Source organism: Blautia sp. DFI.3.45, from assembly GCF_020593505.1.
Taxonomy (GTDB): Bacteria; Bacillota; Clostridia; order Lachnospirales; family Lachnospiraceae; genus Blautia_A; species Blautia_A wexlerae.
In genome coordinates, this window is the sequence record NZ_JAJDMI010000054.1 from 1 (window position 1) to 22,413 (window position 22,413).

The 22,413-nt window shown below is 37.4% G+C and carries 19 protein-coding genes and 3 pseudogenes; 4 read left to right on the forward strand and 18 right to left on the reverse strand.

Annotated features, from left to right (window positions below; translation table 11 throughout):
* Nucleotides 1-382: 382 nt before the first annotated feature.
* From LJE09_RS14630 to LJE09_RS14640, 3 genes are read right to left on the reverse strand one after another with little or no spacing between them, the layout of a single operon-like run.
* A complete protein-coding gene (locus LJE09_RS14630; RefSeq protein WP_008705621.1) occupies nucleotides 383-1,129 on the reverse strand; it encodes an N-acetyltransferase in 747 nt (248 codons plus the stop codon).
* A gap of 4 nt (nucleotides 1,130-1,133) precedes the next feature.
* Nucleotides 1,134-1,766 carry a GyrI-like domain-containing protein gene (locus LJE09_RS14635; protein WP_008705622.1) on the reverse strand — a complete coding sequence of 211 codons (633 nt, stop codon included), beginning with the start codon at nucleotides 1,764-1,766 and terminating at the stop codon, nucleotides 1,134-1,136.
* On the reverse strand, nucleotides 1,763-2,680 hold the full coding sequence (locus LJE09_RS14640; protein ID WP_118338733.1) for a helix-turn-helix transcriptional regulator: 918 nt from the start codon (nucleotides 2,678-2,680) through the stop codon (nucleotides 1,763-1,765). Before LJE09_RS14640 ends, LJE09_RS14635 begins: the two co-directional genes overlap by 4 nt.
* 561 nt (nucleotides 2,681-3,241) lie before the next feature.
* Between LJE09_RS14640 and LJE09_RS14645 the strand changes: the two genes are divergently transcribed.
* From LJE09_RS14645 to LJE09_RS14655, 3 genes and pseudogenes are all read left to right on the forward strand, one after another.
* Nucleotides 3,242-4,027, forward strand: a complete 786-nt coding sequence (locus tag LJE09_RS14645; RefSeq protein ID WP_226839680.1) for a hypothetical protein — start codon at nucleotides 3,242-3,244, stop codon at nucleotides 4,025-4,027.
* 135 nt (nucleotides 4,028-4,162) lie between these two features.
* Nucleotides 4,163-4,959, forward strand: a pseudogene (locus LJE09_RS14650) (Rpn family recombination-promoting nuclease/putative transposase).
* 103 nt (nucleotides 4,960-5,062) lie between these two features.
* On the forward strand, nucleotides 5,063-5,281 hold the full coding sequence (locus tag LJE09_RS14655; RefSeq protein WP_055059977.1) for a DUF6219 family protein: 219 nt from the start codon (nucleotides 5,063-5,065) through the stop codon (nucleotides 5,279-5,281).
* A 396-nt stretch (nucleotides 5,282-5,677) separates the two neighbouring features.
* Here the strand turns inward: LJE09_RS14655 and LJE09_RS14660 are convergent, their stop codons facing one another.
* The 5 genes from LJE09_RS14660 to LJE09_RS14680 all read right to left on the reverse strand — a co-directional run bounded on the left by LJE09_RS14660 (nucleotide 5,678) and on the right by LJE09_RS14680 (nucleotide 10,234).
* Nucleotides 5,678-6,550 carry an ATP-binding cassette domain-containing protein gene (locus tag LJE09_RS14660; protein WP_005348496.1) on the reverse strand — a complete coding sequence of 291 codons (873 nt, stop codon included), beginning with the start codon at nucleotides 6,548-6,550 and terminating at the stop codon, nucleotides 5,678-5,680.
* A gap of 3 nt (nucleotides 6,551-6,553) precedes the next feature.
* Entirely contained in the window at nucleotides 6,554-7,210 is a 657-nt protein-coding gene (locus LJE09_RS14665) for a hypothetical protein (RefSeq protein ID WP_009245308.1), read from the reverse strand.
* Nucleotides 7,207-8,277, reverse strand: a complete 1,071-nt coding sequence (locus LJE09_RS14670) for an ABC transporter permease subunit (RefSeq protein ID WP_144136944.1) — start codon at nucleotides 8,275-8,277, stop codon at nucleotides 7,207-7,209. The genes LJE09_RS14665 and LJE09_RS14670 overlap by 4 nt, the downstream gene beginning before the upstream one ends.
* Before the next feature lie 116 nt (nucleotides 8,278-8,393).
* Complete coding sequence (locus tag LJE09_RS14675; RefSeq protein WP_118408755.1) at nucleotides 8,394-9,572, reverse strand: sensor histidine kinase; 1,179 nt, start codon at nucleotides 9,570-9,572, stop codon at nucleotides 8,394-8,396.
* Nucleotides 9,560-10,234, reverse strand: coding sequence for a response regulator transcription factor (locus tag LJE09_RS14680; RefSeq protein ID WP_055201424.1), 675 nt, complete (start codon nucleotides 10,232-10,234; stop codon nucleotides 9,560-9,562). Before LJE09_RS14680 ends, LJE09_RS14675 begins: the two co-directional genes overlap by 13 nt.
* Before the next feature lie 526 nt (nucleotides 10,235-10,760).
* Here LJE09_RS14680 and LJE09_RS18905 point away from each other — a divergent pair.
* Nucleotides 10,761-11,132 (forward strand): annotated as a pseudogene (locus LJE09_RS18905) (MobQ family relaxase); the annotation flags it as partial.
* 142 nt (nucleotides 11,133-11,274) lie between these two features.
* On the opposite strand, the gene LJE09_RS14690 reads toward LJE09_RS18905, so the two are convergent.
* The 10 genes and pseudogenes from LJE09_RS14690 to LJE09_RS14735 form a co-directional block, all read right to left on the reverse strand.
* Nucleotides 11,275-11,655 carry a DUF4825 domain-containing protein gene (locus LJE09_RS14690; protein WP_227311496.1) on the reverse strand — a complete coding sequence of 127 codons (381 nt, stop codon included), beginning with the start codon at nucleotides 11,653-11,655 and terminating at the stop codon, nucleotides 11,275-11,277.
* 61 nt (nucleotides 11,656-11,716) lie between these two features.
* On the reverse strand, nucleotides 11,717-12,133 hold the full coding sequence (locus LJE09_RS14695; RefSeq protein WP_072521458.1) for a YjdF family protein: 417 nt from the start codon (nucleotides 12,131-12,133) through the stop codon (nucleotides 11,717-11,719).
* A gap of 617 nt (nucleotides 12,134-12,750) precedes the next feature.
* Nucleotides 12,751-13,674: pseudogene (locus LJE09_RS14700) on the reverse strand (type IV secretory system conjugative DNA transfer family protein); the annotation flags it as partial.
* Between the two features lie 130 nt (nucleotides 13,675-13,804).
* Nucleotides 13,805-15,289, reverse strand: a complete 1,485-nt coding sequence (locus tag LJE09_RS14705; RefSeq protein WP_227311498.1) for a hypothetical protein — start codon at nucleotides 15,287-15,289, stop codon at nucleotides 13,805-13,807.
* Between the two features lie 44 nt (nucleotides 15,290-15,333).
* Complete coding sequence (locus LJE09_RS14710; protein ID WP_227311499.1) at nucleotides 15,334-15,990, reverse strand: hypothetical protein; 657 nt, start codon at nucleotides 15,988-15,990, stop codon at nucleotides 15,334-15,336.
* Nucleotides 15,991-16,086: 96 nt separating this feature from the next.
* Nucleotides 16,087-16,452, reverse strand: coding sequence for a hypothetical protein (locus tag LJE09_RS14715; protein WP_227311500.1), 366 nt, complete (start codon nucleotides 16,450-16,452; stop codon nucleotides 16,087-16,089).
* 630 nt (nucleotides 16,453-17,082) lie between these two features.
* Nucleotides 17,083-17,967, reverse strand: coding sequence for a hypothetical protein (locus tag LJE09_RS14720; RefSeq protein ID WP_227311501.1), 885 nt, complete (start codon nucleotides 17,965-17,967; stop codon nucleotides 17,083-17,085).
* A 409-nt stretch (nucleotides 17,968-18,376) separates the two neighbouring features.
* Nucleotides 18,377-19,744: a 23S rRNA (uracil(1939)-C(5))-methyltransferase RlmD gene (gene rlmD, locus LJE09_RS14725; RefSeq protein WP_227311502.1), complete on the reverse strand. Its 1,368-nt coding sequence runs from the start codon at nucleotides 19,742-19,744 to the stop codon at nucleotides 18,377-18,379.
* A 5-nt stretch (nucleotides 19,745-19,749) separates the two neighbouring features.
* Complete coding sequence (locus LJE09_RS14730; RefSeq protein ID WP_161280841.1) at nucleotides 19,750-20,697, reverse strand: 3'-5' exoribonuclease YhaM family protein; 948 nt, start codon at nucleotides 20,695-20,697, stop codon at nucleotides 19,750-19,752.
* Between the two features lie 84 nt (nucleotides 20,698-20,781).
* On the reverse strand, nucleotides 20,782-22,047 hold the full coding sequence (locus tag LJE09_RS14735) for a S1C family serine protease (protein WP_173700013.1): 1,266 nt from the start codon (nucleotides 22,045-22,047) through the stop codon (nucleotides 20,782-20,784).
* Between the last annotated feature and the right edge of the window lie 366 nt (nucleotides 22,048-22,413).

The window sequence follows — 22,413 nt, forward strand, 5'->3', positions numbered from 1 at the left end:
TTCTACAGAACGATCACTGAGCTTAGTATACGTCATTTTAAATGTCCTGTCAATATGTCAAAACATTCTCAGCCATATCCGCTCAGAAGTATTCTATGCTATTTTTTCTTCTTTATTCTGTTTTTCTTCCTCCAACTCCCGGAGGACTTCTTCGCCGTACTTATCAATCATCCGTACCAGAAAATCAATACACGGGAGTTTGACAGTTAAATATAAGAAAAAATGCTCGCAGGCCTTATGGTACCTGCTATTTTTACGTCAGCTTTTCTGTTTTGTTTTATAGTATTTTTTTATTACCGGCTTCAGCTCGATAAAACCTGCCATAAATTAAGAGAGAAACATAAATTCAAATATACCTTTGTTGATGCCATGTTGTTTTCTCCTATCTTCCCACCAGCTTTAAGAATTTCTTATCATTCATCTGCTCATTCGTAACATACTCCCCATCACAAAATAGTGCATAAGTCGTGATTGGCGTTGGTACATTCTGAGCATCCTTCCTATTTTCAATCTTCACAGCTTTGAGTGGAATACCATTCTTCTGAGCGGTTTCTTCCAAGATTGGTACATACTTTGCATTAAAAGGACATTGGTTTGTATAATAAAGAACATAGCCGCTTTCATTTATATGATGGTGTTTTGCACATTCCTTGAACACCGGTGGCTCAGTTTTCTCTTCAAACGGCAGATACCATAGCTGGATTCCATTATCAGCCTCATCACAAGCTTTAAATCCTTTATATTTTAGAAACTTCGAATCGGCCAGAAATGGCTTTTTCCTTGCTGCTGCAAGAATACATAGGCCTTTCTTCCCCTTTTCTTTGCTGTCCTCAATACACTCGGAAAGTAAGTCACTTGAATATCCATGGCCTTTGAAAGATCCGGACACCCACAAACAATTAATATACATATAACCAGGTGCTTCGATTGGATTCCATGCACACTCCGCAGGTATGTACTCAATAAAGCACTTGCCGCGTTCTACGCTCTTAAGAAACACAAGACCTTCATCAAATCTATCCGCAAGCCATGCCTTTTTTGATGATACCTGAATATCTTTATTGTTGGAAATGGCGCAGCAAATGTGCTCCTTTTCAAGATTTTCTTTCGTAACTCTAATATATTCCATACCTTTAAGCCCTCCTTATCGGATGCCTGACCACAGTCTTGCGTTTCTCCGGTGCCACCCTCCGTGCATCACTCAAATAAATTTCGTGGTGCATTCTCTGATCAGTAATATCCAGTGCATATCCTTGTTCTTCCATAAATCTGTGCATCTCATCTACTGTAGCAGGCTCATCGTCATACGATCCGATATGCATACACTGTACACACAGACCTTCATCATACGAAAAGAACTCAACTTTGGAGAAATCCTGTTTCTTTTTCTCCGTAGCTTTTCTGACTGCCCAGTCAAAATCTTCCCTGCTAACAAAATCAGGCAAGCGAATAACAGAAATCCACTTGAATTCTTCCTTGCGCGCATAATCGATTCCTGACACGCCTTCTTGCCACCAGAATCCCTCTAATGGCGGCACCACATAATCGAAATATCCGTCAATCTGATGGTCTTCCTTTTTACTCATTTTTATCGTAAATGCAATTCCATACAAAAGTCCAATAGACTGCTTATATTCTCCATCTGCATCATTTGGATTACCGCTTCCCCTCACCGCTATATAATTCATTTTCGGGACTCTGACAATAGACGGTGTTCCCTTCGGCATGTAAAACTCTTTGTATTCCTTTTTATAATCAAACGTCATTTTCCTAATCCTCCATAGCTTTTTAATGTTTCTTCCGCATTCCTGCGGATAATGTCCCGTGCTTCTTTCGGCTCAAGCACCTCAGCCTTTGCTCCAAATGTCATGAGCCATGTCACAAGGTTTTCCATATCTGTATAATCCGCCGAAAAAAGCAGCCTTCCATCATCCGTCCTGGTAAAGCAATGCGGTCCAAATTCTTCAACCAACCGCCACTTTACATCCGGGGCGAAAAGGACTTTTACCTTTATCCCGCCCGGAAATATCTTCTCATTTGACAAATTCGGCATTGGTACATTTCTGCACATAAAAAACTGCTCCGATTCTGTAACGCAATCCATACGGTTCAACTTAAACAATCTGTAATCTTCACGTTCTAAACACCACCCCCATACATACCAGCTTGACCACCTAAAAACCAGATAATACGGTTCTATCCTTCGGTTGCTGTCTCCAGATGGAGCATAATACTTAAACTGTATAGTATGCCTGTTTTCTATTGCATTTTGGATTACTTCGATTTTCGGAACAAGAGAGCCTTTATACCATGAAGACAAATCAATCAACATAGAGTCTCTTTCACTGATAAACTCTGATGATCCGGTCTGGATTTTCTCCATCAACTGACCGTAGTATCGGTTTCCACTCACACTGTCAAGACTTCTCAGCCCCGCAAGGATCATCTGCATATCTTTGGATGTCAGAATCGTCCTATCCATACGATATCCGTCCATAATACTAATACCACCACCGGTCCCCTGTGCCGTCCTTATTGGAATGCCTGCTTTGCAAAGGTCTTCAATATCCCGGTTTATTGTCCTGCGGGATACCTCAAATTTTTCTGCCAGTTCAGGAGCCGTTGTCTTTTCTTCCTGCAGTAAGATTGACAATATCCCAATAAGCCTATCTGTCTTCATAGTTTCCACACTCCATACATATCATATCTAACACAACACGACAACTATATGTCATGTTTATTATATCCACGAAAAATTTTTCTGTAAACAAAAAGCCTGCAAACATAAGGTTTTATTCCCAATGTCTGAAGACTCAATAGCATTAGTTAAATTTTCTCCCTCTCGGTTCTCAACCAATGCATTCCAAGCCATCAGATAAACCTTTATCAATGTTTCTTATTTCATTGACGCTCTTTCCGCTGGTGCTTTGTCCGAAATTGAACGAATACTCACCATTACTGTAATTCCGTACAGGCTTATCCCTCGCCTGACCGAAACCAAGCAAACTTTTTATACCCATCTGCTATCTCTTTCTTTTTGTTCCTGTCTGTGATAAAAACGATTCCATAGATATCGAAAAAAGTTCATAAAATTTTAGCAATTAAAGGCATTGGTTTTTTACTGTAAATTGCATATAATAAAAACACAGATAGAAATATCTGCGCAGCGGTTAGAGCGTCCAGTTAAAATGCTCGGTTAAAAGCGGTTAGATTGTCCAATTAAAACAATCGGTTAACAGCAATGGGTGGAGTAATCCACCCGCTACATCAGGTTGATCTGCTCACTCCTGCTGAAAGAAAAATCACAGAAAAAGAATATTGGGCACAACGCCGTGGACAGGAAAAGCTCGATGAACTGAATCAGAAAATGAAAGAAGATGGAATCACACCAAAGGAAACACGTTACCAGACAGAAAAACAATTTCTTCGTGACGCTATTGATGATGCTGCAAGCACCGCCCAATCACCAGAGGAATTTTCAAAAATCCTTGATGTAAAATATCACATCATCTTCACGATCAGTCGAAACCGATACAGCTATCTTCACCCTGGCAGAAAAAAATATATCACTGAAAGGAATCTTGGAACCAGATACACAGAAGATTTTCTCTTGAAAGCATTTGAGGAAAACACGAAATCCCATAGAGAACAGAAAGAAGAAATTCTGGAACAGCAGTCTCCGAATACTTCCACAGATTTACCAACTGTTCCTTTCTCTGATACTTCTGCTATCTCTACACCATTCATTTTCATAAAATCAGATCTCCGGCTTGTCATAGATCTGCAAACCTGTATTAAAGCACAGCAAAGTGGAGCCTATGCTCAAAAAGTAAAGCTCACCAATTTGAAGCAGATGGCTCAGACTGTTGCCTACATACAGGAACATGGCTATGATTCTCTTGATGATTTCCATGTAGAACTCAATCAGGCATCAGACCAGACCAGTGCTCCCAGAAAATCTTTAAAAGATACTGAACAGCAACTTAAAGATGTGAATGAACAGATTGAAAAAGTAAAAGATTTATAGACTGTTATTTTTTATCGGCATTTGTCATTTCAAAATTCAGGTATTGAGGATTACTATTTGCCATGTTAAAATAATGATACAGGAATCCATGTTTACTATGTCCCATTCTAAAGGAAAGCAGGTGGTGTTTTTACAATGGATAATACAGAAGAAACATTAGATTTTGAGCAAAAACATAAAGAAGATCTACAACGCCTCAGGGGTTCCGTCTTTTAGATGATGATTTTATGAGTAAAGTTTTTGAAGATAAGGCATGTGCGGAATTTCTACTTCAAATTATTTTGCAAAGACATGACCTTAAAGTACAATCTGTGCAGGGACAATACGATATAAAAAATTTACAGGGACGTTCTATTCGCTTGGATATATTAGCTGTTGATTCCAATAACCGCATTTATAATATAGAAATTCAAAGAAGTGATCGTGGTGCTGATGCAAAACGTGCAAGATACAATAGCAGTCTTATAGATGCCAATATAACTGAAGCTGGCGATAAATATGATGCTCTCACTGAAACCTATGTGATTTTTATTACCGAAAATGATGTATTAAAAGCCGGGCTTCCAATTTATCATGTTGACCGCATCATCCAGGAAACCGGTGAACCATTCGGTGATGAAGCTCATATTATTTATATAAATTCCCAAATCAAAGATGAAACAGAACTCGGAAAACTAATGCACGATTTTTCCTGTACCAATCCGAAAGACATGTATTATAAAATCCTTGCTGACAGAGTACGTTATTTTAAAGAAGATGAGGAAGGAGTTTTGACTATGTGCAGAGAGATGGAAAATATGCGAAAAGCTGAACGCATTGAAATTGCTAAACGTATGCTGGCCTCCGGTAAACTCACTTACGAAGATATTGCCGCTTTTACAGACCTGACCTTAGAAGAAATCGAAGCGCTGGCTGTACAAAAAACCGCATAACAAAAAGAGAAACCATCTCGCTATATACAGATGTGTTCCTCATTTCTTTATAAATAAAAGAAAAAAACTGAATCATAATAAAAAAACGCAGGAGAAATCTAAGATGAAAGCACATAAATATTGGTCACTTGGTGCATCGGCAGCAATGTTTGGAATCTTTTATACTGGCTATAAAAATATGAAATCCGCTCATAAGTATTTTGCTTGTAGCTCTCTGTTCTGCATGATCATAGCTATCTATTCTGGGCATGAAATGATTTCTGGTAAGTCTAAAAAAAGAAAGACTCTGTTTCCGATGGAGAATAGCAAGCCGAACCTGTGAAAAGGAGACTTCGACGGTCTTACAAATGCTATGAAAAGAAGTATTCTATGCTGTTTTTTCTTCTTTATTCTATTTTTCTTCCTCCAACTCCCGGAGGACTTCTTCGCCGTACTTATCAATCATCCGTACCAGAAAATCAATGCACCGCTCAAATTCAATATTCTGTTGCATAAGCTCCTCCCGTCATTGTTTTAATCTGAGCTTATTTTACAGAACCTACCGGAAAACCACATTGAATAGAAATTGATTTTAAATTGACACAATCAATTTAAAAATATCCGCATTTTCTTGATCAGGAGTTATATCCACAGATTGGATTTTGCATTGGAAAAAATCTATCCGGTCTTTTAACAAAATAAGCATAATTTACGGCGGGCAACTTGCCCGCCGTTATATTCAACTATTCGTCAAATAAATATATGCATCTTCCAAAGTGATATCATTATCCAGGACACAATTCTCATTTGGCTTTCCTTTGCTTAATACTTTCATATGAATTCCATTTTCTACATACTGCTTAGATGATATAGAATAATTGGCTTCTAACAAACGGGCTTCTTCTGCATTTTGTACCGTACAATTCCAAACACAGCCCTTTGCATTTTCCAGCAACCCACTCACGCTTCCAGAATATAAAAAACTTCCCTTTTTCATAATGGCAAGCTGTGTACAGGTTGCTGCTAAATCTTCTACTACATGAGTGGAAAACAGCACAGTTCTATCCTTTGAAAAATCAACCAAAAGATTGCGGATCCTGATTCTTTCTTCCGGATCTAACCCGGTGGTAGGTTCATCAATAATCAAAAAATCCGGATTATTAAGAAGTGCCTGTATGAGTCCGACACGTCTCTTCATACCACCAGATAATTGCCGCATTTTTTTATTCTGATGCTCTGTAAGAGAAGTCTTTTCCAGATAATAGGTAATTCTTTGTTCGAGGTCATTTCTGGCTACTCCTGACAGTCCCCCCATATATACAAGACATTCTTTCACCGTAAGATTCGGATATAAGTCGATTTCCTGTGGAAGATAACCAATCTTTTTCTGTATTTTCTCATAATTTCCCTCGTTATACAGAATTCCATCAAGGGAAACCATTCCTTCCGTTTGTTTTAAAACAGTTGTAAGAACCCTCATCAAAGTGGTTTTTCCGGCACCATTCTCACCCAAAAGTCCGTAAATTCCCTTAGGTATTTCAAGAGATGCCTTATTTACTGCAACTACACCATTTTTAAATCTAACTGTTAAATCATTTATTCTAATACTCATAATCTATCCTCTTTTCTTTAAAGTCATTGGTAATACTGCAAATAAAAACAGCCCCGCTATAAAAGACACAAGCGTTCCATAAATCCAACTCTCGGACATTAATTGAGTAGGTTCACAAAAGCTGAAAGAAAACAATCCCAGATTTCCGAAAAATGAACTTCCCGCTTTTGATATAAGTCCAATGACAATTCCAAATAAACATCCAATACCTGCCCACATATTTCGAAGCAATGTACACAAAATCACAGAGCATATACTCCAAAGCCAGATAGTTCCAAACATTGCAATGAAATATAAAAGAAATATCTGAATACCCGAAATGCCTTCGTTTACACTGCCCGGTTTTTGCCAGTAAAACAAAACATATCCAACACAAGAAAGTATTAATAAATATAATATTTGAACGCCCACTCTCTGCGATATTACTTTTAACTGCTTTTTTTGATCATACAAATGAAATACATCGGCACGCTTACTTTTTACTTCCATCAAATATGTGTCACTACAAAAAATAATTGTTAAAAATGCTATTGGAGACTGAATTGCTGAACCGATTTCTTCATAGTATATAATCGGATGAATAACACACAATATCAGTATAAATGCACATGAATAAAAAATCTTATATAACGACAGGCAGTTTTTTAGTTCCGTTTTCAATGAACCCTCCTCCTTTTCCAGATTGTAACAGAAATACATACTAATATAACTGATGAAATTACAAGAATAATCTGATTTATGTTTGACATTTTGGCTGCATGTGTTTCAAAAAATCTGCCAGGGAATCGCACCATAATAGAGAACGGTCTCATATAATAAATATCATTCTTCATGGTCAGCATATTTGAATATATAATGTGCAAAAACAAGATTGGTGCTGCCGGAAGCGGATTTTTAAATATTACTGCTGTAATTGTATAGACACAACATATCATCAAAATATTCGGAATAATATAGATCAGAGAATTCACGCAAAAATCAATTGGTGTTACTGGAAAGCCCGATTCTAAAGACGTTTTCAAACACAGCATAAAGAATATAACATTCAAAATCACTAATACTCCCAGCATACTAATGAATCCGCTTATTACTTTCCCACATATATATTGGACTGCCGTAACAGGCTTTGTATGTAATAATTCATAGGTACTTTTTCGTGTATCCTGAATAAATAAAAATGATAGCAAGACTGTTGCAAAAAAGGCCATATGCAATCCTGCAAAATCCGTAAATTTTTTGGCAAAGTACCAGGAAAAAGAATGTTCGGATAATTTCCGCTCGATATAATGATTGATTTCTTCTGCTGTCCCCTTATGAATTTCAAGGTCCTCATAAGCATATATTGCATTATAATAGCCATATTGGGATTCCAAAAACTCAGAAGCAGTCTTTACATCCATATTCTGAATTTCTTTCATTACATGATCTGCTTCCTGCCTGCTAAATCCAAAACCATTTTTGGAGGTGTCCATTAGCGTCTCTTTGATCGTATCTTCCCACTCCCTTCTTCTTTCTTTATCATCAGATGTGGGAATGTACCCATCCATGACATCAGCATCTTCCAATGCTACGTCATTTTGTGTGATCTGTTCATTCTGTTTGATATAATGAATTTGCAAATACGATGACAGACATTGATACATACTGGTAACTATAATAATCAAGCCAATCCACAAAACAGGGTTCTTTAAATAATCAAGTATACTTCTTTTTATGATTGTTTTCATTGTATCTCTTCCTTTCTTTATTTCTTTAACGACATCATACAAATCAATTCTCAATAAATTCACAACAAAAAAGACTAAAACCACTTTATTTGTGATTTCAGCCTTATAAAGTATTTTTATTCAGCTTTGAAAAGAGCTTCTACATGAGCACCGCCCTGTCTGACATTATATATTTTCAAATTTCCTCCATGCTTTTCACAGAAAATACGAGAAATATACATACCAAGACCAAAATGCTTTAAATCATCTTGTAGATTCTTATGATAAAATGGCTCTGTTACTTTTTCCTCAGTATCCACGAATCCTATTCCATCATCTTCAACAGAAATTATAAGAAAACCATCCTTTTTCTTTATTTGCAAAGCAATACTTTTTTGTGCATATCGAACCGCATTTTCCAGTAAGTTGTCTGTCACTTCCATGACAAGTTCCTCATCCACTTTCACAATGTTTTGTTCCTGCGCTCTTTCTACCTTACATAATTTACTTTCCTTCTTGGACAGCATGGCAGCTTCTGCCTCAATCTTTTTTTCCAGTTCCGATAATTCTATCTCTGAGCATTGCAGTTCCCTCTGTTCTAAATGGGACATTTTTCTCATGTTTTCCGTAAAATGCTCTATACGGTCAATCTGATACATGCCTGTTTGTAAGATATCAATAACATCCTCTGTTTTTATACTCTCAGCAGAAACAAACTCTAAGAGCATTTCCTGATACCCACGCAATATGGAAAGTGGAGAACGTATATCATGTGCAATTGCATTCCGCAAAGCCTTCTCGTCATCAATCATTCGCCACATCTTTCTGTTGTTATCTGCTAAAGCACTTCGCATCATTTCAAATTCTTTACACAAAGTTCCCATCTCATCTTTATTTTCATAGGACACATGAAAATCCAGTTCATTATCCGCAATCATTTGCGAGGCATCTTTTAGTTCCTGTAGAGGTGTCTTTAACTTATTTTTATAAAAAAAGAATACCGCAGCAACACTCCCAACAATCGAAAAAATCAGTACCGAATATGTTTCCATAAAGTCACACATTTCCGAAAGATGATAGTCCAAACGATTCATCTGCGATTGATTAGGTCTTGATATCTCAATCTCGTATTTCTTTCCATATTGCTGAAACACGTCCGTATAATCTGCATAATCAATATATTTTTCCCATATTTTATTCTGCATATTTCTTGCAAAATGAACTGTAAATCCAGATAACAGAAATGCTGCCGTTAAGCTGATCACAAAATAAAGCAGAATTGTTTTTTTCAGTGACAAGTTTCTTATTTTTTCCATCGGTATCCAATCCCCCATACAGTTTCTATGTATTCTTTTTCTGAATAATCCGCTATTTTTTTCCTTATACGCCGTACTAACTCCGTTATCGTTCTACTGTCCCCTTCCGCATCATATCCACAGACTTGTGCATATATACGTTCTTTATCAAACACCTGCCCTGGATGCATGGATAAAAATTCAATAATCTGATATTCAATTTTTGTGAACTCTATCCTGTGTCCAGCTATAGCTACTATTTTTTCAGAATAATCCATCAGCATTTCATCCATGAAACGGTATTCCGTTTTTTGTTGATGCCTTTCTTCTCTCTTTATGTTTGTGACAATCCTCGCTTCCAACTCCCGAAGACTAAATGGTTTCGTAATATAATCATCCCCACCCGAAAGCAACCCATTAATTTTATCATCTTCATCAACTCTTGCTGTCAGAAATAAAATCGGACATAATACTTTACTGCGTATCAGACGACATACTTCAATCCCATCCATACGTGGCATGTTGATGTCCAATAAAATAATATCCGGTTTCATTTTTATTTTATTTAATGCTTCCATTCCATCTGTAGCCGTAATGGTTTCATATTGTTTCATATTAAAATAACTACAAAGCATTTTCACCAATTCTTTATCATCATCGACAACTAAAATCTTGTATTTCATCCAAACCACCTCCAGTATCCATATTATACGATAAAAAACAATGAAATCACAACAAGAGTACATGAAGAACGTACGCACAATATATCTTTTTTCTCAATTCCAGCTCAATTTCCACTCAATGTCTTTTACCTCATATTTTCGTATGCTTATCTCACAGCAAAGCAGTACCACACCGGTATGACCTGCTGAATCAATCAATACGAAAACGGAGGTATTTTTTATGCGAGAACTCAGAAACACAAAAATCATTGCTGTAGATCATGGCTACGGCAATATGAAAACAGCAAACACCGTCACCCCAACCGGCATCAAAGCCTATGAAACTGAACCAATCTTCACCGGAAATATTCTGGAATATAACGGCATTTACTACCGAATTGGCGAAGGACACAAAGAATTTATCCCGGATAAAGCTATGGACGAAGAATATTATCTTCTGACGCTAATGGCTATTGTAAAGGAACTGAATGTCTTTTCCATCCGTGAAGCAGATGTCCATCTGGCTGTCGGACTTCCTCTGACATGGATGAATAACAATCTTGATATCCTAGATTCTCAGGACATCTCGCTCAAAAAACAGCTTGAAAAAGATGCCGCCGCTTTCCGGGAAGAAAAATTTCGTCCTGAATCTGAACAGTATACAGAATTGCTGGACACCAGAATCCAGATACGTCCTGATTTCCGGGATAAGCTGATCGAGCAGTTCAAAGGTACTTTTGGTAAGTATTATGACTATCACCGCCGTGATATTGCCGCCAATGAGGTGGATTATCTCAATGTGGAAGATTCGGATGTCTTCTCCCATCGTGCATGGGAACTTAAATATCAGCGAGAACAGGAAATGCGGCGAAATCAGCCTGCAAGAGCTAAGAAAAAGTCCTATGATATGGAATTGTAATCATCTTCGAGTAGATAACATGCTCTTACAAATCTCTTGTTCAAAAATAAACTCCTTTCAAAAAGGCGTATGGAAATCAAAACTTCCATACGCCTTTTTATATTCTGCTCTTCAAATTGTCTAAAAGTTGACTAAAAATATATCACCGTTCATATGATACAATAATTTCTTTGCTATCTGCTGTTTTATAATCAATTGTTCCCAAATTACCAATCAAATCAAATGTCATATCTGCATTAACCTGCAATTCATCTTCAAGCTTGACTGCAGACGACTCATCTTTTAGAAAAACTGTTAATCCATAAGGCTCTGTTTCAGACTGTATCTCTATACTATCATATGAGTATCCCTCCGGATACTCTTGACCGCTTACAATATTTATAACATTCGAAGAATCTCCTACATAATCTGTCTTATACTGCGATAGATCAGGAATTTCGTACAGTTTTTCTTTTTTTCCACACGCCGAAATCAACATTATTGACATGGCAACTAACATAATTGCAAGTACTTTTTTCTTCATAGAAACACCTCCCGAAAGCTTTATTCAACACTTTTCGATTTGAGTAAAAGCCCAAGGGACTTTAATGTCCCTTACGCTTTTCTCTTTTCTTTCGCTGTTTCAGTTCAAACATTCGCTGCTCTTCTGCCTCTTTTTTCTTGCGTCTTTTCTCTTTGCGTTCCTGCTTGTTCTGTTCCTGCTGTAATTTCAACGCCTGTTGCGATTTTGTACCAATGCCTATTTCCAGCATCTGTTTCTTTGCTTCCCGCTGCATCCGTTTCGGATTTCTTTTGATATCCTTTACAACAGTTTCAACAACCGGACTGAATTTCAAACTGAAATAGCACTTTTGAATATATTCCTGTACTTCATAATCTTTTGGCTCTGCACCAAATGTTACCTTTGCCACAGATAATTTACCATCTTCGATGCGTTCAAAGATTCCCACCCAAAACGGCTCTTCAAAAAATACTGTCAGCTTTCCATTTACTTTGTCCATAAGAATCCCTCCTAAAATTGATTGAATAAAGAATGGACAACCCGGAGGGGCAGGTTACTTACCCTATTTATATAGGACGGCCGGGCTACCTACCGGCTCTGGCACATCAAAGATGTACGTTGCGTTTTTATCTTTGCGTTTATAATCAAGCCATATGGCACGATTAACTTAATTCTGTAACTTCTAAGTTACGTTCCTTCAAAATATTCTTCTTACTTCATAAGATTCTATCTTCTGTTCAAATCATACCATATGATTAATGCATTTTCTATATACTTTCTTGATAACCAGCAAAAAGCTCCCGAAGGAGCTTTCCACGTTTTAAATGTACGCTAATTCGCTTAACACAATCTCTTCTGCATCATTCCTTATTTCCCATGAAGAATGTTGTAAATTAGTAATATCCACAACGATAGCAGGTAATTTAATTATTCGTATTTTTTCCCGATAATGTAAATCGAAACTACCATACCACCTAATATCATAATTAAGAAAATTTTATTTAAAAGTAAGCGCTTAAGCGCTTACGCTGTACCTCCTGAAACAAAAATGCTCTAAGTGATTGCTTCACTAACCATGACAAAATCATGATTAAGAAGTCACTTAGAGCATATATCACCTGCGGCAAGTTTATACTTCTTATACTGCCTTACCGCAAAGTGGTTTGGGTTCTTCTGCTCCAGCTCCTCAAACAGCAGGTCAACCGCATTTTTGAAATTTTCATCATCTTCCCTTGCTTCACTGGCATCCACCAGATCAATCAGCATGGAAAATTTCTGTTCTTCCTCCGGTGCTTCGTACCAGATATATGCGATCAATGCCGTGTAATAGAGCTTTTCGGCTTTCACCCAGAAATCCTCAGAGGCTTGCTGTCCTTCCCCTTTGGTATTTACGATGATTGTGTTTACGAGTTTCAGAATGTCCTTTTCGCTCCGGATGTAAGCGAAAGGGTTGTAATGCATTGATTTTGCAAAGTTAATGGTATTAAGCACCTTAATCCGGTAATCATTCTTAGACAGCATCCTGCCGCATTCGACCAGCACAGTGCCTTTCGGAGCAGTGACAACGTAGGAGCTGTGCATCTGCATCAGGTTGGGTTTCACAAAAAAGCGAGTCTTGCCGGAACCGGAACCACCGATTACAAGTATGTTTTTGTTTCTCGCATACTTCGGCTGCTTTGGTCTGCCCGACATCATCAGCCTTTCCGTTTCTGTCAGTATGACATTGTTCTCAAAGACCGGATCGACATAAGGCTCTATATCCTTTGCATTTCCCCACCTTGCGGAACCGTACTCTACACCCTGCCTAAATTTCTTGGCATTCTTGGCTTTGAAATACACCACAAGACGGAGTGCAACGCCGCCCACAATACCGATCAGCAAATCTTTCGGTGAAAAGCTTGGCAACGGATTTGAAAATAGATCATTCAGTCCGTTCATGGCTGCCATCATCTTATCGGAAGCATTATTTCCCGGTGATACACGCCACAGCCACGCTACCTTATCGAAAAAATACCCTGCAAGGATATACGGAAGATTCATTAGATACTGCTGAGATAGCACTTCTGAAACTAATTCTCCATAACACTCAATATTATTATCAGACATAATTACCTCCGCAATATTCAAATCAATATATGTCCTATTTTACCATAGCAGCAAAGGAATTTCATTATACCTCCAGTTCCTGTTCCATTCTCTTTACTATTTTCATAAAATAATCCCTGCCTTCAATAAAATGCATATCTCCAACAGCATCACAATCATTCAAGACATGTAAAACACTTGTAACCTGAGCATTACTGTTCTGATTGTCTACCAATTTTTTTACTACCTTCGCAAATTTTTCCTTATCATTCTTATATGTAACAAGCATCATTTCAAAATCTTCTATAGTCATAATATAACACCTGCTATCATCGACAAATATCTCCGGTATCGAAGACATCACAATTTGCGTATTCGTCATGCTCTCATACAACAAAAAAATTTTAATAACTGGCTTTTTTCCCTGGTATTCCATTTCAGATATTTTAAGTTGTTCATGTGCTTCTAAAATATTTCTTTTGTAAAATATATCAATCTGTTGAACATCTGGAGCCTGCTGTTTTGCCTTTATTCCAAGTAGTCCCGATTTCAATTCAAACAAGAATACTGCATCTCCAAATTCCACAAAGAAATCTGCACTCTTTTTTTCTTGTTCCGGAATTTTGTGCCACATCTCCTCTGTCAAATAAATCTCGGCCAGTTCTATAAAATATTCTTCGAACATTGTTCCAAAAGCATTAATGAACCCGGTTCCTTTACAATTTTTATAATAGTAATCCCGAATCAACCAATATAAACCATCTGCAAAGAGCATCTGCACCAAATACATACTGACCATAATCGTCTCTTTGTTCTTTTGAGTAATCACAAAAGGTTTGCTATAAAACAACTGTTTCTGTATTGGAGACTTCCTTACATCATCATATGTAACAGAATAATAATTAATAATTTTTTCCAAATTCTCCTTGGTGAGTATGCTGTTTGCCCCGTGCTTATATAGATCATCCTCTGCTCCTAACGGATCGGGACGCTCACTGCATAACCACAACAAATAAAGTACATTTGTCAAATACTCGTCTGCACTCAGACCAAATAATTCTTTTGTAATTTCATTTATATCAACAATCTCATCCCTATTAATTTTACTTGAGCCAAGCAAAATATGATAATTTCGGCTAAAGCTCTGATATGTCCATGCCAAATTCTGATACTTAAACTGTTCATATGTCATGCCCATCATAAACTTAAATATATCCGGCAATTTTGCATCTTTGATATATTCGCTATTGGAATGTTCATTCTCATATCCTCTATACAAATTTACCACTGTACCAGCTTTTTCTCTTGTCATGATTTCTTTTCTGTAATCATTTGCATTAACAATTGAGACATACGCCATGTCTTGAATATCCCACGCCGACAACATCACCTGCACTTGCCGATGTATAAATCCATGCAAGATGGCATTCAACGGAAATGTGATACTACACCTTAATTCATTTTCTGATTTATTCTGCTGTTTCTTATATAGTTCGATTGATATTTCTGAGAAAAAATAGATAAAATCTCTTGTCGAATAATTCTTAATAAAACTCACGAAATCTTTCAATTAGTATCCTCCTTCCTATTCATCTTTTCCAGCACTTCATACTTTTAGTAATAGTTTTCCTCTGCCTCTCCGAAGAATACAGACGCTATATACCTAACAATATAGTTTAAAAGGAATAATGCTGTTTCTTCAAAAAATATAAATAAAAAAATCCCTATTCCTTGTATGTTATATATTTCACCAATGATAGACAAAACAACTGCTTCTACACATAAAAAGATTATCTCAAACAAATCTGTCTTCTTTTCTTTACAGATCCAAAACTTATATGCCATCACAGCCATTCCAATTGTCACTATTGCTCCAAAAATAGTTCCACCTATTTCTTGAAATGAAAGCATTGTTAATAATACACTTTTTAAAATCAGTAATATGCTTTCTGTACTTCCTCCCGTTTCTTCGCAACTTTCTGCTAAACCATACGCAATGTAAACGAAAGTCAAGATAAAAACCATCACTACTGCATTACTATCTAATTCATAGGAATTCAAACCCGACCACAATATTGTTAATGCGAAAATAATACCGATATCTCTTAAGATCGCTTTGACTCGCATTTCTGAATCCCATATTTTGTATTTCAATAATCCAAATCGAAATGCAAATCCTAGCCCTGCTGGTATCCAGTACCATGATACACTCCAAATCCATTCCAGACCAAGTGTTACTATTTGAGATAAAAATGTTTCAATTCCTTCCATCTAATTACCGTTACCTTTCATAAATACTTTTGAAAAATATCGGCATAATCACTGAGATAATTATACTTAAAATGAATTTATCCATTTTCTGTATGTTTACTCTTTTGTCATATCTCGAAAATCTCCATAATATTGTAGCTTTCCCATTAATCTTCGCATATTTTTCTCCCTTTGTTCTTTATTTAAGCGCTTTTGCGGAATAAATTTTTGCCTTTCCTTCTCTTCATATTCATCATCCAAATTGTCGTTATCCTTGTATATCTTAAAATACTTTTGACGTAAATCATCAAAAATGGACATCTCATATACTTCCCATAATTTGTGTTCACCTTGCCAATATCTTATATCCTCAAAAATTATTTTTAACCTTACTTCTGGAATCTTTTCAATAACGCTAGGTTGAATATACCATATTTCATTCGAAATCATCCACGATTCAATCAATTCAATAATATTCAGCATATTGGATGTTGCTACTTTCCAAGTATCGAGCAGCACAACTCTCTTGTGTGAAGCATTAATAACAATAATATCCGTATCCATCTTATTAGGCAGAACTATTTAAAATACATTATCTTCCCCTGTCGCAATAGTATTCATCTTATTAAGTACAACTGGAATAACTTCTTCTACCTTACGAAATAGGATTTCTACATCTCCTATCTGAACCAACACCGAGTTATCAATTTTCCTATCATCATTGATGCATTCTATCTGCGTTTCCAATAATGTTTTAAGTTCCCTTATTGTTTTAACAAAATCTACTTTATTTTCTTCATACTCTTTGTCAAACCGGAACGCATCAAAATCAAATGATGGAATAATTCTTTAAAAAAAAACTCGCATAACATCATCTGTATATTTTTGCAGTTCCCCCATTGTACTCCCATCGACAGTTAGCATATGTAACCAATAGCATACACTTCTATAACATTGCAAAAACAAATCTTTATATGTGCAAATACCATTAATATCTATACCCTGAAATAATTGATCGTGTTCTTTGCAAAAGCCATGAAAAACTGATGCCTGATTAATCCCTACTTTCTTTAATAATAACTCTTTATTCCTATTTTCCTTTCTATTTTACCCTCATATGACATCACTTTCAGTAACTATATTCTCCAAAACATTTACCACTTCATTTTGCTTACAAAAAATAACAGATGTCCTCACTCCCAAAAAATTGTATACTGCTTTACACTTTTTTGCAAATCTCCGATCCATTGTAACCAAAAAATCTGCTTTAGTTGCATATATTGCATGAGATACATCGTGTGTCCCCGAAATAGAAGTTTGTTCACTTTTTTCGGAACAATACCCCGCAAAATTTAGTATCCTAAAAAGTATTTCTATTGTATATTCTAACTGCTTATGAGATATCTCCAATTCGGCAAAATTTCCTCTTCTTAAACAAAAATTATCCGGTAAGGTTTTATCAACATTAAAAATACTTAACATTTGAACTTCCAAAGATGTATTATATTTTTCAATAATAAAGTCTATATTGTTATTAAAATCCAAAATATACTTTACTATTATCGGACTCTCCCATATCTTTTCTGGCTCAATACTTGACAGTGAAGAATTATGTTTATCCTCGTGCAGTAATTTCAGATAATTATTTTTATCTTCTGTATATTTTATACAACTATCCTCTTTTACTCTTTCTCTAGTATCAATACTGCTTACCCTAGAATAGCACACTTTCGGATGCTCTTTTTTTATAACTAACTCAGTGTTTGTAGGTATAACTTCCATATCAGAAGTTACAATACTAATAAAATTTATTAACTCTTTCATTTTGTTCTTATATTGCGATTTTTCATTTGCAACAACTTTATATATTTCTTCAATATGAGCTGGACTATACAAACATTGTATTTTTTTATCCATCAATCCCCTAAGCGACGCATTTAATCTTTCATTTTCTAATGCTTCTATATATACGTTATGATCTAAGTATAAATTTTTCATTTTAGTGCCTCCACAAAACATCAGTAAATAATGGAATAAAATAATTATAGCACCATCCGAGGCATTTTCAATTATATTGTAGCTGTAAGACGCATGTTGCACCTTACAGCTAACTACTTATTATTTAAGCCATATCACTCATAGAACTTATGCTCCTCAATGCCTTTTTCCAAAATACAGTTGATCAGTCCCTCCAGCTCCACGTTGTTAATCTCGCTGACAACGATCTGCTTGGCAACATATCTGATAGTTCTCTATTTACTTTCATATTCAGAATTATTTGTGTTCCCACAACCGAGGTCTAATGCCACAACAACCGTTACCTTCCTCACAAGCTCTTTTTCTTTGTGATTTTCAGCAATCCTGTTGAAGCTGAAAAACTCTGCAAAGTGCGTAAATTCAAGGATTTCTACATATCCTTTCTGTGTAGTCCTACCACAGTCTCCACATGAACAGTCATCCCAAATTGATCAACCGGGCATACTTTTCTAAGCTCATATCCCCTCTCACACAGATACTTCAGATCCCTTGCCAACGTCGCACTGTCGCAACTTACATACACAATCCTCTCCGGGTTCATCTCGACCATGGTCTCCAGCAGAGTTTCATCACAGCCTTTTCTTGGCGGGTCTACAACGATAACATCTGCATAAACACCATTTTTCTTATACTCTCTTGGCAGCACTTCTTCTGCCTTACCCACAAAGAACTCTGTATTCTCCAGGCCATTAAGTTTCGCATTTTCTTTCGCATTCTCTATAGCTGCCGGAACAATTTCCACACCGCGGACAAATTTTGCTTTCTGTGCCAGGAACAGGGAAATGGTTCCGATCCCACAGTAGAGATCCCATACTGTTTCCTGACCGTGAAGATCTGCGTATTCCAGTGCCTTTGCGTAAAGCTTCTGGGTCTGCATAGGATTTACCTGATAGAAAGACAGAGGAGAAATCTGATAGGAAATATCTCCGATCCTGTCTGTGATATATTCCTGACCCCAGAGCAGACGAATTTCCTCACCAAGGATTACATTACTGTGTTTCTTATTTACATTGATGGTGATGCTTGTCATTCCCGGAATCTCACACAGAGATTTTACAAACTGCTCCTCTTTCGGAATCTTATTTCCGTTCAGAATCAGACAGACCATCACTTCTTTTGTGAAGTATCCGTAACGGATCAGGACATGGCGCACCAGCCCTTTGCCTGTTGCTTCATTATATGGTTCAATCCCGTATTTCTCCATATGTGCGATCACACGGTCCAGAACTTCTTTATTCTCAGCTACACCAAGTGCACAGTCACGGTTTTCGATAATATTGTGGGTTCTTCCCGCATAGAAACCTGTAACGATTTTTCCCTCTTTATTTCTGCCTACAGGAAACTGTGCCTTATTTCTGTAATGAAAAAGTTCATCCATGCCAATGATCGGCTCCATGGGGATATCTGTAAAGCCACCGATACGTTCCAGATGTCCCTTCACCTTATTTGTCTTAAATACAAGCTGTTGGTCATAGGAAAGTGCCTGAAGCTGGCATCCGCCACACTGACGGGCAAATTCGCACTTGGGCTCAACTCTGTACGGAGATGGCTTCAGCACCTCCATAAGACGTCCGTAACCATAATTTTTCTTTGCCTTGATAATTTTGGCTGTTACTGTATCTCCGATCACTGCGTCCTTGACAAAAACGGTGAAGCCATCGGCTTTTCCGATACCTTCACCGTCAATTCCGCAATCTTCTATCTCTAACGTAACAAGATCGTTCTTACGAAATTCCATAAAGATTACACCTCATCTGTTCTTCTTAAGTTGGATTCAAACAATTTATTATATCCAAGCCATTCTTTTTTGCTCTTGTTTGCTGCAAAAATCTCTGTGATGGTTTCCATTCTTGCATCTGTATTATCTGCAAGATTGAGGGCTACAGCCTCCACCAGTGCAGGTTTCTTCGGGGAACCGTATTCCAGTTCTCCATGGTGGGACAGGATACAATGAATCAGTTCATTCTTAAGCACCTCCGGGAATTCCGGTATCTGGCGTGCAAGATCATTGATCATCTGCGCTCCCATATAAATATGTCCCAGAAGCTGGCCTTCATCTGTATAATCATTTAACGGAAATGCAGATAATTCTTTTGTCTTTCCAATATCATGAAGAAGTGATGCTGTAATCAGTAAATCCCTGTTGATGACGGGGTATGCCTTTGACATATAATCGCAGAGTCTGGTCACTCCCAGAGTATGCTCCATCAGACCGCCGATAAATCCGTGATGTACTGTCTTCGCTGCAGAATGTCCTTCAAACGCTTTCACAAAAGCTTCATCTTCCACAAATAATTTCTTCAGAAGTGCAGACAGATAAGTATTCTCCACACTGTCAATAAATGCTCTCAGCTGGCTGTACATATCATCTGTGCTGTTCTCACTTACAGGAAGATAATCTGCCGGGTTGTACTCATCTTCAGCAGCCTTGCGCACACGCTTGATATTCAGCTGCATAGCCCCTGCAAAGCTGGTCACATCTCCCACAACATCTATATAATCCAGTGCATCAAAATCATCAATTCCAAGAGAATTCGGATCCCAGATCTTGCCATCTATGATTCCGGTTTTATCCTGTAGGATAATATTCTCATAGGGTTTTCCATTCTTCGTTACCGCAGACTGTTTCTGCTTGCACAGATAAATCCCATTAATTCTGTCTCCCTCATGTAACTCATTTAAAAAACGCATAAAGCCTGCCTCTCTATCCTTTATTTTTAGTATTATAACAATTCCACAAGAAAGAATCCCGCTTGTAGGATTCTCCGCCTGTCACTATCTCTCTCCAACTGTTACCTTATAATCTTTCTCCGCATACTCACCATCGGAATTTTTGCGAAGAACCGTTATGGTAAGATTTTCTCCCTGCTTTTTTGTCTGAAGATATGTATAGTAAGACTGCATACTCTCTGTGGGAGTTCCATCAATCTTACTTATGATATCTCCACACTGTATCCCTGCCTTCATCGCAGGAGATTCTTCTTGTGTACGCTCCACGTAAAGTCCCTGATCAATTCCCAGTTTTCTACATTGTGCCTGAGTTATCTCTGTTCCATAAATACCTGTATATCTGATTGTCTCTTTGTTAGCCAGATGTTCTACCAACGGAAGAATCTGCGAAATGGAAACTGCATGAATATTATCTCCATCGTTTTCATTCTTCTTCAGTATCATACCTGCCACATTTCCGTCAGAATCAAGCAGCACACCACTTCCATCTTCATTCCCCTGCACATCTGTAGCCAACACATTATACTCCGTATCCGCTACCGATAGTTTTTCAGAAACAGAAGTGATCATTCCATAAACCACCGCATCACTGTCACCGGCAGGACTTCCGATAGCAATTACTATATCGCTCTGTCCCAGTTTCTTTGTGTCTGTCAGATCAGATACCACGATACCTTCTCTTGTACTGTCATTGAGAAGATTTTTTCTCACAGTTGCAACTGCGAATCCGGAATCTGCATCTCCCCTGCATATCTCTCCCTGCACTGTCGAACCATCTGCAAAAGTCACCTGCAGTTCCTGCAGATTTTCCAGTTCTTCCTCATAGGTCAGGATATAAAATTGTGTCTCTGTTTCAAGAAAGACAAGACCTTCCGTATCTTCCTGCTGCAAATAAGAATTATTCAGCAAATCCTCATCCTTTGAAATTCCTCTCACGTTTACAAGAGATTTTCGGGATTTTTGGGAAACCTTCAGCACTTCCCTATACACCTCCTGACGCATTGCCAGAAGACTCTTCTCCTCTTTTTCAGAAACTGAAGCGACAGATTCCCTCTCTGTTGCCTGTTCTTCAGATATCGTCTCCGCTACATCCGATCCTGTCAGTTCGATTTTCTGCTGTGTATTCTCTTCTCTGTCCGCCATAACCGGAAACACACTGGCAAAGGTTACGGCTGCGCAGCCTCCAAACAAAACGCCACATCCTGCTATCATAAGCAGCCTGCGCAACAGACTGCCATTCTCTTTTGGCTGTTTTTTTACCGTTTCTTTTATAAACTGATATTCCTGTGTGTCCATTTTGTTTTTTTTCATACCTGATTCTCCTGCCGCACTCCATTCAGGATAACTGCCCAGTGTCATACAAAACAGCAATCTGCCAAACAGTTACCATTCAGGTTCAATATCGCTTGTATTCAAACAAATTATATCGTAACAATCTACGCATTATTTTAACAAAAAGATATGAATTTTTTATGAATATACTATAAGTAATTTCCCACAGTACAAAAAAGAAGCTCCTACTGAAACACTTATCGTATCAGCGAAACACTGCAGCTCAGGTTATTATGATGACACAAAAAAACGGTTTAAATGCACATATAATAGCATTCAAACCGTTTCTTATGCGGAAGATGGGACTTGAACCCACACGAGCGCAATGCTCACAAGATCCTTAGT